The organism is Virgibacillus sp. SK37, from assembly GCF_000725285.1.
Lineage (GTDB): Bacteria > Bacillota > Bacilli > Bacillales > Amphibacillaceae > Virgibacillus_Q.
Genome location: NZ_CP007161.1, coordinates 3,179,867 through 3,195,148 on the forward strand (window position 1 = coordinate 3,179,867; position 15,282 = coordinate 3,195,148).

The window sequence follows — 15,282 nt, forward strand, 5'->3', positions numbered from 1 at the left end:
CTGTCGCGGTGGCGATGCTTCCTGTCTCGGTTCGATTGCTGTGTGTCGCGAGTGGACGCCAAAGTGTCTCGGATGAGAGCGAGGTTGTCGCGGCGCGTCCTCTATTTGACTGCTGGCTCTCTCCTAAGCAACAATCCCTTCCCTTTCCAACCGGCTTTTCATTAAATTTCTCTCATGGAAAAAGCTTGCAGGGCATGATGCCTGCAAGCTTTTTTACATATTTAATAGATTCCTACTTGATCGAAGCCGCTTTCGACTGCTTTCTTTTCATTACTATTTTCCCCATAGATATCATCTGCTGATTGTACAATGGCTTTTCTTGCATCACTAAAATTGGATGTTGGCGTTAAATATACGGTTAGTGCACGATAATAAATTTGCCCAAGTTTTTTCTTACCGATTTGCTCCCCGATCAGATAAGCAGCATGGTTGGTAATAGACGAATTAACATGCACACCACCATTATCTACCCATATTGGCATTTCATAAAAATCGTCCATATGCTCTGGATAGTAGCCATTTCCATATGGCGCTCTTGCATCAGAAACAGGGAATTTCCTTGGATTGCTCAAGCTGCGCAAAGCCGTTCTGCCATCGGCTTTGGCTGCCGGCGCCATAATATCCTCCCCCATTTCCCAATCATCTTCATCAATCAAAGCTCCGAATACGTCGGCAAACGACTCATTCAACGCGCCCGACTCGAAGCGATAATGTAATCCCGCTGAATGGGTAATCACTCCATGAGTCATTTCATGGGCAGCTACATCAAGTCCGGCGGATAGTGGTACCATGAACTCACCATCTCCATCGCCATAGGTCATCTGACGGCCATCCCAGAATGCATTATTGTAATTTTCCCCAAAGTGAACATTAGATACAATTGCCATCCCATTATCATCAAGCGAATTACGGTCATGTTCACTCAAATAATAATCATACACTGTTTCTGAGTTATAGTGGGCATCTACAGCAGGACTGAGATAGTCACTTTTCCAGGAGGCACTTTTATTTTCAGCAAGCTCACGTGTATTATAATCAAATGTATAAATCCCTTCCAAGCCTTCATGTGACTCATCTGATAAAACGAACTTTGCACCTTCTTTTGGTTGTTTGACCTTGGTTGTATGTAGCTTCCTCAACTCACCATGCACACCCGTTCCCACACTATTATGCGCCTTACGCTTCACCTCATCCGCGTGTAGCAACGCATTATATTTATCAATGACATTCCCTGTATTGGCATCAACAAAAACGAACCAATTACCAGGCTCGTCCCCAAGAAACGTCAAATTCACCTTATAAGTAAGTGTATTTTCACCTTCAAACGGATAGACGACAAGCTCCTTTGTTGGCTCATATGCCAGTTCATTCGGAGCGTTCGTAGCATCCTTCGCCTTCCGGAGTGCTTGCTTGGCACTAATTGCTGCTTTCGTATCAACTGACGCCTTCGCAGCCGCCTTATTTCGATGACCATTCATGGATACAACCTCATTTTGCTTATTAAAATGGACAATCACTTCTGCCCCCTCTACAGGAACTCCGTCTTTTGTTTGGTTAAAACGGACATGGGTCATACCTAAATCATCTTTTTGGATATCCTTTACTTTTAAATTCTTTTCCGGATCCTTCACCCCATGCTTCTTCTCATTCTTTTTTAAATACTTCATCGCATTCGCCGCATTACTGCTCGGATGCTTTTCAGAAAACTTCTCCTTTACAAAAACCGGAACACTGGCATTCTTATTCCAAAACTTCTGTGATTGAGCTTGCGTTTGATTGGTAGAAGTATGCGGATTTGCCAGCACATCACTAATAGAACCCGAACCTACCAATAATGCCGTCGATAGAACAGCTGAAGCTAAATACTTTTTCTTCAACAAAACCCCTCCTATAATTTGGTAGTTTTAATTATAGAATAATTTAAATATAGTAGCATGATTAATTAGAACTGTTTTAATTTTTAGGGTAGAGGTCCTTGTGTTGATGATTATTTTTAAGCTTCAGCAGCAAGATGATAGGTCTATTTGATTAGTCTGACGGCAGAAATGGATCTTTAGTTTGGTGAAGGGTCTCATATGGGGTGTGGTGTTCTCTCATCTGGCTGGGAGGCTCTCTCATTTGGCCGGGAGGCTCTCTCATATGGAGTGTGGGCTCTCTCATTTGAGCGGCATGCTCTCTCATATGGAGTGTGGGCTCTCTCATTTGAGCGGCATGCTCTCTCATATGGAGTGTGGGCTCTCTCATTTGAGCGGCATGCTCTCTCATTTGGGGTGCCGGCTCTCTCATTTGAATGGGCGGATCTCTCATATTGGGTGCTGGTTCTCTCATTTGGACGGCGAGATCTCTCATATTGGGTGCTGGTTCTCTCATTTGGACTGGCAGGTCTCTCATATCTACCATAAACTCTCTCATTCTATTCTAGAGTTATTTCATTTCTAACTAGTTGGCCTTTCATTCCCTATTCTTTAACACTCTTATTCACCTTCTCCACCACCATTTTCGGTTGCGGCGATCGTGATAGAGCCCTGCTCCCCTGAGCATTCTAGTGATTGAACTTTTTTCATTATGCTGTAACCAGTATTGAGCTTGAGAATTTGAAATAGATGGGCCAACTAACAGGAAATAATCAGCCAGTGCTTGCAGATGTGCTTTTTGATCTTTTTTCTGACAGTGATTGCACATCCATGTGTTGTGTCCTCGCTCCATTCCTAACCTGTTGCAATAGGAGCAGTATATCCCAGGCAATAGATCAGACAGGAGAACACCATGTTCTTGGAGAATGTTAGCATTATATTCACTGGAGGCACGTAGCAAAAGCCGTCCTATTTTTTCATGGGGAAGTTTTATATCGCTTGCATTCATTCTGTCTAAATCCAAAATTTCTTTCGGGATATACTCAGCATGATGAACTTTTCGCGCAACCTCCTCCTCATCACCACTGACTTTAATGATGGTGCTCGGTTTACTGATTGCAATAAGCGGATAAATCGGTACTGCTGGGTAACCTTGCTGCTGCAACCAATGTTCCAGCTTCAACTTCTGAAGCTCCACCTGCGTAATGGGATAGCGATAACCAATTTCCTTTTCGCCATTCTCCCGGGAAAATTGCTTTAATGTTGTGTTAAAAGTAACAACCCCTTTATTATTTTTGATTTCAACAAGGTAGATGCCATTTTCACCAATCACCACTGTATCCATTTGAAAAAGTTTGCCTCGTAATTTCAAAGTAAGTTGATGAACAACAGTAAAATCTTCTGTCAGAAAATCCGTATGATAATCTACTAATTTCTCCCCTTCATAACCGTGCATTTCTCGTGCTGCTTTCGATTCGACTTCCATTAAATTTGGATGATTTGGGCGGAGCCGTTGTAGGAGTGCTTCATATTTCTTTAAAGAAGTTGGCTTTGTTCGAGTATTTAGTTTCATATTTTTCTCCTTTTTAAAGCTACTGTAGCACGGTTTGGGAAATGGAGCGAAAAGCCAATAATTGGAATTAGATGCTATGTTGATGCTGAATTTCGAAATTTATTTGTAAGTTTTTCACTATCTATTAAGTAAGCAAAGTTCTTTTTAATTATTCTAAATTTCCTTCTAAATCTTTTTTGGTATGTGCTATAATCTATTAAAATACAGGGAGGTGATGGGTGTGGAAAAGAAAGAGCAAATAGTAGAAATGCTGAACAAAATAATGACAAGTTTGGAAGATACAGAAGAGCAGTTAGGGCAGCGTGAAGAAGAGGAAGAGAAAATTGGTTTTCAAGCAGCATCTTCTGCTGAAACAGAGGTTTTGCGGGAGGAAGTTTGGAAGATGAAAGTAGATATTCAACGCATTAAAAACACCTTAGGAATAAAAATCTTCTAGTTAATAAACTCACACATAAAAACACCACGATAGTTAATTAAAATCCACACAGAAAAAGGATGGGCAAAACCACGCCCATCCTTTTTAGACATTTACTATCATATGAGAGACACTGGCTCCTATTTGAGACAGTAACCGCTTCATATGAGAGACCACCTGCCCCATTTGAGACAGAACCCACCTCATATGAGAGACCACCTGCCCCATTTGAGACTGCACCCACCTCATATGAGACAACCCAGGCCCTATTTGAGACAGCACACGCTCCATATGAGAGAGCGCCCCCCACCAGCAGCACCAGGCTAACCCTTCCGCCGATCAATCATTCCTCTTACTACATCCGGGTTCGTTCCACCTGTCACGCGTCGACGTTGGACAAAATAATAGGGATCAGTGATTTGCTGCCAGTCTTGCTCAGTCAATTGCACATCCTCCAGCCACTCATTCAGTTCGTCAACTGGGATTTCATACAATTCCTTCCCCTGCTTATCAGCCATCTTGGCGATCACACTTGCTTTATGATGTGCTTTTCTAAAGGAAACACCATAATCACGAGCTAGCACGTCGGCAAGCTCGGTGATTGTGATCATGTTTTCTCTTGCCTGCTGGTAGGCGCGGTCTTTATTAAAGTCCATTGTCACTACAACAGCACGCATGAGCTTCAGCACACGCAATGCTTTCTTGAAGCCTGCGTAAAGGTGTGGCTGCAAGTCATCCTCTGTGTCATTAATGTCTCCATATGGTGTGTTATGGATCATATGCACAACAGCCATACCTTCTGCCGCGGCACTGCTGGCGATGGCGCGCGAGTGCTCAATGGATACGGGGTTACGCTTTTGTGGCATGATGCTGCTTATTTGCACATAAGCATCTGATACCTTAAGCAACCCTACTTCCTTTGAGGTCATCCGCAGGAATTCCTGTAGCCAGCGTCCCATGTTTGTCATGAGACTGATCAATGCCTGAGCCGCTTCGATTAGGTAGTCGCCTGCACCAATGGCGTCATAGGAGTTTTCGATTAATCCTTCAAAGCCGAGCAGCTCCACCATGCGTTCCCTGTTAATTGGGAAGCCGGAGGTAGTGATTGCGGCTGCGCCCATTGGTGATTGATTGACTGTTTTTCTTGCTTGCTTCAAGCGATCGATATCCCTCTGCAAGCTATCATAAATGGCGACCAAATAGTGGCCGAATGTTGTTGGCTGGGCTGGCTGTGTATGGGTATGTGCAGGCATAATGGATTCTACATGATTCTCTGCCTGATACAAAATGGCCTCAGCCAGCTTTTCTGCAGCTTCTGTTGTTTCCTGTAAATAATCACGTAGCACGATACGATACATGCCTTCACCCATGTCATTTCTGCTTTTGGCAATATGCATTTTTCCTGCTAGTTCGTCACCAATTAATGTTCCAATTTGAGATTCAACTAGGAAAAACAGGTCCTCGTAGGAAGAAGAATATTCGATATCTGCCTTTTCCATCTTTTCTACCTCGGCAACGCCCTCCAAAATTTTCGCTGCCTCATCCGCATTTAGAATCCCCTGCTCCGCAAGCATCGTGGTATGTGCCTTATGGATGTGAAACATCGCATCAAATAGATGTTCTTTCTGATCGTAAAAAACCGGCTTTAATAGTTCATCCATGAATGTTTTACCAGGAAAAACAACACCATCTGTTTTCTCAAATTGTTCCTTTAATGTATGCAATAGTAGCACCTCAACATTTTTTCTTTGATTATCATTGATTGATTAACTTCTAATAGTTTTTCATAGATTTTCTCAAACCAAATCTCCCAACAATCCTACAACGTATTCTCCGATTTAACGCCAAAGAAGCGATATGCGATGAACATGACGATTGCGATCAATCCTACTTGGATCATACCATACGCTGCAGCCTGCCCCATGTTGAACATGCGGAGCTGGTTCATAATTTCAATCGAGATCGGTCTATTACTTAGTGTATATAGCAATACCGATGTAGGGAATTCGCCAACTGCCTGCACAAATGCCAACAGTGTTCCACTTAGTACGCCTGGCATAATAATTGGGATAACGACACGTCGGAAAGTGTAAAACCACTTTGCCCCAAGGTTCTGGGCTGCTTCTTCCAGGGAATCGTCCATTTGCTCCAACACGGCAGTTGTTGAACGGACTACCAGTGGGATAAACCGCACAAAGTAAGCAAGTGGCAGGATCCAGAATGTGCCGACCAAGATCTGTCCAAAAGAAAATGGCGATGGCTTGTTAAATGCCAAAATTAAATTCATCCCTACAACGGTTGCTGGTAATGCCCATGGAATCATAACAAGAATATCGAGTAAATTTTTCCCGATGAAGCTGCGTTTCACGAGTGCGTACGATGTAATAATCCCAAAGATAAATACACCTATACAGGCTAGACACGTCATAATTAAACTGTTTCTAACCGGATCCCAAATGTTCGGATCCTCAAATAATAACCGGAAATTTTCCAGACTGAATGCGGTTGGATACGTCTGCCATGTCCATGCTCCCTCAGGTACAAGGGACAGGATAAGCAAGGTTACGTGTGGCAGAAGTAAGACAATCATTGCGAGAATCCCAAGTGTCACCATCACACCTTTTAGAACCGGATTGTTTACTTCACTGCGATGGGCGCCAATCCCCTTACTTGCCATCCGGTAATCCTTCCTGCTTTGATACCAACGCATGAATAATAGGAAGGAAATCGAAACAACGGATAGGATAACGGATTGGGTTGCAGCCATCTCCAAATCACCATTAATTTTCGAGAAATAAATTTGTAAGCTCAAGACACGGAAGCCACCCGCCAATAAAAACGGTGCACTAAAGGAGGCCATGGAAACCATGAAGACCAATAAGGATGCAGCTACAAGTCCTGGTGTTAATAATGGGAATGTCACTTTCCAAAATACCTTAAATTTGCTTGATCCCAGATTATAGGCAGCTTCCTCCAAGGATGGGTCAATATTATTTAATGCAGACGATGTCGTCATATAAAAATATGGATACATCGTATATGCATGGACAAGCAGAATTCCCGAGATGCCACCAATACTGAACGGAACCTCTGATAGATTGAACAGATCCTTAATAGCGTTTGGTACAAGTCCAGCTTCTCCATATAAAAACATGAATGCCATAACCCCAACTAATGATGGAAGAACAATTGGCATGATCGCAATATTGGAGAAAAACTGCCGGCCTGGAAAGTCATATCGGTTAAAAATATAGGCTAGCGGTATACCGATTAATGCACTAAAGAACACAGACAACAACGAAATATAGACAGAGTTCCATAATGCTTCAAAGTTTGCTGCTGATTTTTCTCCAAAGAAGTCACTGTAGTTTTCCATGGAGAAGACGCCTTTTTGTTTAAAACTTTCTACAATCGTAGCGATTGATGGATATAACACGTAACCAACAAGAATTAACACAACGGGGATGAGTAAAAGTATCGTTTTTCGTTTTTCAGCATTTAACATTTATTTATCACCCTTTGCCTCGGGGATGATGCGGATATGATTCTCCGGCAGATAGGCATATACCTGTGTGCCTTCTTTAAAGTACGTGCTTGGTCCCCGATTTAGCGCTGTTGTTTTAATTGTTACGTTCTCATTGATTCTCACAAAGGTATGTACCGACTCACCAGTAAACTGGACAAGCTGTACGGTACCGGAAAAAACATTCTCTGCTTGTATTAGCGTTTCGGAAATCTCTACAGCCTCCGGACGTATGGACATATACAATTCATCTGTATCACTGTACGCGGCAATGTTTAAGTCTGTATGTGCAACATGTACTGTTTGCTCTAAATCTTTACTGGAGAAAGTGAATACTTCTCCCTCTTGTTTCTCACGCTCCACAGGCAGTAAATTTGTTTCCCCGATAAACTCAGCAACAAAATCATTCACCGGTTTATTATAAATTTCAGTTGGTGTGCCAACCTGCTGGCATTCACCTAAATTAAATACGGCGATCCGGTCGCTCATGGTCAAAGCCTCTACCTGATCATGTGTTACATAAATAGTTGTAATACCATATTCCCGCTGCAGCCGTAGTATTTCTGTACGCATTTCATCTCTCAATCTAGCATCCAGATTACTTAAAGGCTCATCAAGTAAGAGAATATCCGGTTCAATGACAAGTGCGCGGGCCAATGCCACCCGCTGCTGCTGTCCACCACTGAGCTGACTTACCTGGCGATCAATAAATTGCTCCAAGCGCACTTTTTTCAAAACATCCTCCACACGGCGCTTTACTTCTGTTTTGTTTATCTTTCTAACCTTTAGTCCAAAGGCAACGTTTTCAAAAACTGTCATATGTGGGAACAAGGCATAGTTCTGAAAAACCATGCCTGTATTCCTTTTTTCCGGCGAAACAGAGGTCATGTCCCGCTCGTTAAATTTCACTTTTCCTTTGGTTGGAAAATAGAAGCCAGCAATCATTCGGAGGGTTGTTGTTTTTCCACATCCACTTGGACCTAAAAATGTAAAGAATTCTCCTTCTTTAATGACCAAATCCAACCCCTTGACCGCTGTTACGTTCCCAAATTGCTTTGTAATCTCTGACAAGTTTACTGTTGACATGAAAAAACAACTCCTCTTTCTAAAAAGCCTAGCTTGATTTATTTATTCTTCTTCACTTTTGTCTTTCTCTGTGTTTTTAATTTTGTTATCCCAATGCTCCATCCATTCCTCTGATTTCTCCTGGAAGAGAGCCCAGTCGATATCCATTGGATTAATTTCTGTTTCGGTAATCCATTCCGGAAGATCTTCTACATCTTCTCTTGTCGGAATGCGGTAATATTTTTCAGCCAACAGCTTTGCTGCCTCCGGAGTATTTACAAACTCATAAAATGCTTCAGCTGCTTTTGGATGTGGTGCATCGTTAATAATTGCGATCCCTTCCGTCAATACAGGTGTACCACTTTCTGGAATCACGTAATCAAACGGATAGCCTTTTTCCTCTGCAAGCATAACGGTATCCGGCATGTTCCAAACAGATAGGGAGCCAACACCTTTAGCAACCTGGTTATACATAATTTCCGGGTTAGCAGAGTATTCCTTCGTATTTTCATCCAGCTTTTGTAACCATTCATAACCTTCCTGTGGATCCTGTGTATCCTTATATGTTCTGTAAATCATCGCAGAATAGATTGTTCTCATCGTACCTGAAGCAAGTGGGTAACGAATGATGATCTCATCCTCCCATTTCGGGTCAAGCAGGTCATCCCAATCCTTTGGTGCTTCTTCTTTGGAAATTTCCTTTGAATTATACAAAATAACTTCCGGGGTCATGGACGTTCCAGACCACATCCAGTCTTCATCATGGTACATCTCATCCAATGCATCGGCATACGATGGCTTATACTCTTTTAAAAGCTCTTCATCTTTTGCCTGGTCAAAGTTCACTTGAGGTGCACCCCACCAAACATCTGCCTGGGTATTATTTTTTTCTGAGCGCACACGATCTAAAATCTCCTGTGAACCCATATCCAAGAACTCCATTTTGATACCATACTCTTCTTCAAATTGCTTTTGGAAATCACTTAAAATATCTTTACCGTGCGGTGAATAGACGACAACTTTTTCTTCCAAATCTTCATTGAAAGCAGAAGAACCTTCGCCTCCCCCATCACTTTTCTCCTCACTGCTTTCATCACTGCCACCAGCCATACAGCCTGTGAGTAGCAATCCTAAAAGAACGATGAATAAAAACATGCTTAGCTTTTTCACTTGATTAGCCCCTCTCGATTTAAATTTCAAACAATCCTTCAAACTCATTTAAAAATAATGCTACTGAACCAATGACTCCCGCTTCTTTGCCAAAAGATGTTCGTACTACTTCACATTGCTGTGGAGCGTACCGATTCATGATGTCCATCACTTTCTTGTGTATAAGGGAAAATGATCCGCTGACACCACCTCCTAAAATAATAATTTCCGGATCAAATAACGAAACATAATTACTGATCCCGATAGCTAAATGCTCCAGGGCTTGATCGATGACTTCCACTGCTGCTTCATCGCCTTCGTTATAAAGCTCAAATGCTTGCCTTGCGCTCATTTCCTGCCCCTTTTTTTTGGATACCTGCATACTGATCGAGGATCCACTGGAGACACTTTCTAAAAATCCATATCCCTTATGTACCGGATGATATGCTTTTGCATATTCTTTATCTGTTACAAGGTAACCAATTTCTCCAGCACTGTAATTGGTGCCCCTATACAAATTGCCATTAATCATAATCCCGCTCCCAACCCCAGTTCCAATTGCGACATAAACGAGATTTTCTTTATTTTTACCGATGCCCATCCAATGCTCACCAAGTACATTGATGTTGACATCATTATCTACGTGGATGGGCAGCTGAAACGTTTTTTCCAGCTCGGCAACAATTGGGAAACGCTTCCATTTAAGTGCTGGTGCCTCGACGACAATTCCTTCTTTTATGTTAGTGACACCAGGGATTCCTGCTCCTATTCCCAGAATCTTCGTATCATCAATGCGGAGCTGATCTTTCATCGAATCAACATTTCGTTTCATTTCTTCAAATAAATTATGCTCCAAATGTTGTTGTGTAGGGAATTCGCGAAACGCACAGACATGGCCATTCAAATCGGTAATCCCCATTCCTACATTTGTACCTCCAATATCAATCCCAACAATATAGGATCGTTTCGCATTAAACGTTAAATTAACCGGCTTTCTTCCTCCTTCCCTCGAAGCTGATCCGTTCCCTGTTTCAATTAACCATTGATCCTCAATCAGATCATTTACTAATGTGGAGATCGTCGGTTTACTTAATGATAGTTTTTTCGCTATAGCAGCTCTGGATATAGCATCCTCTTCCATCACACATTTGAGGATAAGTCGCTTGTTCATCGTTTTTATGTAGGCTGCATTTCCTTTCTGCATTGGACAGGCTCCTTAAACTTTATATTTATTCCCTGAGAATTGTAGGTTAGTAAAGTTTACTTACTAATTAGATTGTTACCAAGATTATAAATGAAAGCGTTATTATTGTAAAGAGGATTTAGAAAATTTATTTTTTAATCTATGTATGATTTATATGCTGGCTTCTGCTTCTCTACGCCTTTAACATTAATTAACAAAAAATATAGTATTTTTGTACTATTTACACAAATAAACTGTATTGGTAGTATGTTTGCTGAATAGGCTTTTCGCTTTAAGTTGGTTAGTTACGTTTACTAACTTAGTGGAACTATTTAAAAATAATGAAAGGGGTTACAAAATGAAGAAGTTTTCTTATCTTTTTTTAATCGCCGTATTGGTTATCTCCCTGCTCCCTATTACTGGTGCTGCAAAGGACAAGACCAAGCATGATGAAGAATTATGGAATGCCGTAAAACCTTTGAGCACGACAGTTACTTTTCTAAACACCGGAGCACATCCGGATGACGAGCGAAGTGACTTACTTGCATACCTGTCGAGAGGGCTTGGTGTTAAGACCTCAAGTTTGATCGCTAACCGTGGGGAAGGTGGCCAAAATGAAATTGGCAGTGAATTAGGTAACGCACTTGGAATTATCCGCTCAAATGAAATGATCGAAGCAGCCAAGATCACTGGGGTAAAAGCATATCATTTAAGTGAAACTACCTCTGATCCGATTTACGACTTCGGTTTTTCCAAATCCCCTGAAGAAACATTGGAAAAATGGGGCGAAGAGGTAACATATGAACGATTAATCCGGTTTATCCGAACATATCAGCCAGATGTTGTTATGCCATCCTTCCGCAATGTGGATACACAGCATGGCCACCACCGGGCAATGACTGTTTTGAGTGGTAGAGCTTTTGAAGATGCTGCAGATCCAACCGTCTTCCCGCAGCAATTGAAAGAAGGCTTATCCACATGGCAAGTTAAAAAGCTCTATTTGCCAGCAGCTTCCGAGGAAGAAGCAACAACCTCGCTTGAAATTGGTGACTATGATCCTGTCTATGGCATGTCTTATCCACAGCTTGGCGAGAAATCAAGGTATATGCATAAAAGCCAAGGGATGGGAAATGATGTGCCAGTAGAACCAAGACAGTTTCATTTCGAACTATGGAAAGAAGCCGTATCGCCAAATGAAGCGGATTTATTTGCTGGTATCCCCTATGACTTTAACGCTTGGGCCGACAACGTATCTGAGAAAAACATAAGCGTTAAGCTGGAAAAGTTACAAAAAAACCTTGATAAAATTATTTCGCTTTATCCTAATCGCAAAGCCATCCTCTCTCCTTCCCAGAAGGCGTTAAAGGATGTTCGTAAACTAGCAGCAAAAGTGGATAGAAGCAGCATGGATAAAGATTTGAAAAATGATCTTTTACACAAATTGGAGCTGAAAGAAGCACAACTACAGGAAGTCAGCTTTGTCGCTTCCAATTTAGATGTAGAGATAACAACTGATTCCTCTGTAGTGACAAGGGATGAAGATGTGACAGTAAAAATGACTGTTACAAATAATGGTAACCAGATGATCAAGCATGTGAATGCAGGCATTAAAGCTTCCGAAGCATGGGATTTTGATGATAAGGAAAAGATCGGAAATTTAAAACCAAATGAATCAAAAACAGTGGAATTTGAAGGAGAAGTACCAGAAGAAGCGGCCTATACACACCCGTATGACGATCCGGTAATCCAGCCACAAATTAGTTTTAAAGAAAAAGGCGCTACAACTACACATGCTGTTAATTTGGAGCAGCCACTATCCGTGCTCCCTGAGTTAAGTGTCACAACAGATCCAGAAAATGTGATGGTTAATACCGCAGACGTTCAAGAAAACATACCTGTCACGGTTAAAGTGAAAAATTATAAAGCAGATGATCATGAAGCAGATGTTTCCTTGAATTTGCCGGATGGATGGACGAGTGAACCTGTACAGCAAGAAGTGGAATTTGAAAAAGAAGGGGAAGAACAGCAGGTCACTTTTTATGTTACACCACCTGCTGATGTGAAAGAAGGAGATTTCTCTATTCGCGCCATTGCTGAAGCGGATGATGAAATTTTCGATACAACCATACAGGAAATAAGCTATGAGCACATTAATGATGCCTATTATCAATATCCATCCAGCATTGATGGAGTGGCATTTGAACTGGTAAAACCGGACAACCTGAAGATCGGTTATGTAGAAAGCGGTTTTGATACCGTAGCAGATGCGTTAGTAAATGCCGGATTTGATGTCACTAAACTGACCGAACAGGACTTAGCTTCAGGAGACCTAAGCCAATATGACACAATCGTTACTGGAATCCGAGCACGTCTTGCAAGAGAAGATCTCATTGAACATAATGATCGCCTATTGGAATATGCGGAAAATGGCGGACATGTCGTTGTTCAATATCACAAACCGTGGGACAACTGGGATAGTAACACAACGGCCCCATACCCACTGGAAATTGGGCAGCCTTCCATCAAGTGGCGTGTCACCGATGAAACTGCACCGGTAACTGTATTACAGCCGGAACATAAACTATTTAACTATCCAAACAAAATTAATGAGAGTGACTGGGATAACTGGGTACAGGAACGCGGATTATATTACCCTATGAATTGGGATGACCGCTACGAATCCTTTGTCTCAATGGCAGACCCAAATGAAGATCCATTCAAAGGCGGTATCCTAATGGCAGAATATGGCGAAGGAACCTATCTCTATACCAACCTCGTATTCTACCGCCAAATCAATAACCAAGTCCCTGGCGGCTACCGCATATTCACAAACCTATTAAGCTATGGCATGGAAAATGAATAGGTTGAAGTGAAACAAGCAGATCCTTGGAGGATCTGCTTGTTTTTGTGTAGAGGATTCTCTCGATTGGTTGGTGGGGCGTGATTGCCGCTGCTCGGGCCGAGACTGGTGCGCTCCCTACCGCGACAGCAGCGGCTCTACTCGAGACAGCAACGCCTTCAAACGAGACGCTCGTTCCACATACCGCGACAGCAACTGCCACAGCCGAGACTCCCGCGCCTCATAACGCGACAGCAACGCCACCAGACGAGACGCTCGCTCCGCATACCGCGACAGCAGCCGCATCAAACGAGACGCTGGCTCCACATACCGAGACAGCAACTGCCCCTACCGAAACTCCCAGACCGCATACCGCGACACCAACACCAGCACCATCAAACCACCTCAAACAACTCAACCAACAACAACGATACAGCACCTAACAGTGTCGCATCTTCTCCCAAAGAAGTGACCACTACGTCTGTTTGCTTAGCATCTGGAGTCAGCGCGCGCTGGTCGATGGTTTTTTGGATACTAGGTAATAGAAATTCCGCACTGTTCATGACCCCACCGCCAAGCACGACCTTTTTCGGGTTTACGAGATGAATCAGGTTTGTCAGTCCAACACCGATATATACACCGGTTTCCACAAGGACTTCTTCATATACCTTGTTCCCTGCCTTGGCAAGTGCGTGTACACTCTCGCCTGTCAGCTTAAACGCCTCGTCCTTTTTGAAGGCTTCGCTCGCTTGCAACAGCTCCTGTGCACGCGCTGCAATTGCTGAGCCTGTGGCAAAGGTTTGGAGGCAGCCACGGTTCCCACATTCGCATTGCTTTCCATTCATATCAATGGTCATATGCCCGATTTCTCCGGCGATATCCTGTGCTCCATGATACAGCTTACCTTCTACGACGATCCCTGCACCGACACCTCGGCCTAAATTAACAGCGACCATGCTGTCGATTTCGCCATGACCGCCAAACCAGGCTTCACCAAGTGCCATAGCTCGCGCATCATTTTCCACTTTTATAACTACATTAAACTCCTTTTCAAGCTCCTCTTTAATGGGGATATTTGTTAACCCCAGGTTAGGTGCGAACATGGATGTGCCTGTTTCCACGTCTACCATTCCATGCATAGCAACACCGATGCCCAAAATTTCTGCACCATTTGTAGGAGCTTCCTCCATGATGGAGTGAATGCAATTTTTCAAATGGGTCAAAAATGTTTCATTTGTTAAAGAGGTTTCCAACTGACTGCTACTCCGTGTAAGTACGCTCCCAGAGAGATCAGCAACGATCGCATCAATTTTGTCCGGCCCCGCATCTACCCCAATAATATAAAAGGCCGTTTTATTTATATGCAGCATGGTCGGTCTCCTGCCGCCCATGGACTGCCCGCTATCGCTTTCTATCACTAGCCCCTGCTCCATGAGTTCCTTCACAATGCTGCTGACAGTTGGCGGGGTAAGCTTCGTATCCTTGGCAATTTGCGCCCGGGAAATTGGTTCAGCTGTTCTGATTTTATTTAGGATAATTGATTTATTCACAGATTTCATTAACTGAAAAGTTCCACGTTGCATCGCTTTTCCTCCGAACTAATTTATTTTTAAAAATTTATATCAAGCAGCAATACTGGGAAAACAAAGTTGCTGGGAATTGTACTAAACAAGTCTATTTGA

The 15,282-nt window shown here is 42.7% G+C and carries 10 protein-coding genes; 2 read left to right on the forward strand and 8 right to left on the reverse strand.

What is annotated here, in order from left to right; translation table 11 throughout:
* Positions 1-221: 221 nt before the first annotated feature.
* Positions 222-1,877, reverse strand: coding sequence for a M4 family metallopeptidase (locus X953_RS15850; protein WP_040956442.1), 1,656 nt, complete (start codon positions 1,875-1,877; stop codon positions 222-224).
* Positions 1,878-2,478: 601 nt separating this feature from the next.
* Positions 2,479-3,426, reverse strand: coding sequence for a nuclease-related domain-containing protein (locus X953_RS15860; RefSeq protein WP_040956444.1), 948 nt, complete (start codon positions 3,424-3,426; stop codon positions 2,479-2,481).
* A 220-nt stretch (positions 3,427-3,646) separates the two neighbouring features.
* Between X953_RS15860 and X953_RS15865 the strand changes: the two genes are divergently transcribed.
* Complete coding sequence (locus tag X953_RS15865; RefSeq protein WP_040956445.1) at positions 3,647-3,862, forward strand: hypothetical protein; 216 nt, start codon at positions 3,647-3,649, stop codon at positions 3,860-3,862.
* Between the two features lie 302 nt (positions 3,863-4,164).
* Here X953_RS15865 and argH read toward each other — a convergent pair whose 3' ends face one another.
* The 5 genes from argH to X953_RS15895 all read right to left on the reverse strand — a co-directional run bounded on the left by argH (position 4,165) and on the right by X953_RS15895 (position 10,782).
* Positions 4,165-5,565 (reverse strand): argininosuccinate lyase, encoded by a 1,401-nt coding sequence (gene argH, locus X953_RS15875; protein WP_052350171.1) that lies wholly within the window; start codon positions 5,563-5,565, stop codon positions 4,165-4,167.
* 95 nt (positions 5,566-5,660) lie between these two features.
* A complete protein-coding gene (locus X953_RS15880; RefSeq protein ID WP_040956448.1) occupies positions 5,661-7,346 on the reverse strand; it encodes an iron ABC transporter permease in 1,686 nt (561 codons plus the stop codon).
* Positions 7,347-8,450, reverse strand: a complete 1,104-nt coding sequence (locus X953_RS15885) for an ABC transporter ATP-binding protein (protein ID WP_040956449.1) — start codon at positions 8,448-8,450, stop codon at positions 7,347-7,349.
* Positions 8,451-8,492: 42 nt separating this feature from the next.
* Positions 8,493-9,599, reverse strand: a complete 1,107-nt coding sequence (locus tag X953_RS15890; RefSeq protein WP_232217747.1) for an extracellular solute-binding protein — start codon at positions 9,597-9,599, stop codon at positions 8,493-8,495.
* Between the two features lie 19 nt (positions 9,600-9,618).
* Positions 9,619-10,782, reverse strand: coding sequence for an ROK family transcriptional regulator (locus X953_RS15895; protein WP_040956450.1), 1,164 nt, complete (start codon positions 10,780-10,782; stop codon positions 9,619-9,621).
* 337 nt (positions 10,783-11,119) lie between these two features.
* Between X953_RS15895 and X953_RS15900 the strand changes: the two genes are divergently transcribed.
* The gene (locus tag X953_RS15900; RefSeq protein WP_040956451.1) at positions 11,120-13,624 is read left to right on the forward strand and encodes a PIG-L family deacetylase; all 2,505 of its coding nucleotides are present in this window, start codon (positions 11,120-11,122) and stop codon (positions 13,622-13,624) included.
* 371 nt (positions 13,625-13,995) lie between these two features.
* Here X953_RS15900 and X953_RS15910 read toward each other — a convergent pair whose 3' ends face one another.
* A complete protein-coding gene (locus X953_RS15910) occupies positions 13,996-15,183 on the reverse strand; it encodes an ROK family transcriptional regulator (protein ID WP_040956453.1) in 1,188 nt (395 codons plus the stop codon).
* Between the last annotated feature and the right edge of the window lie 99 nt (positions 15,184-15,282).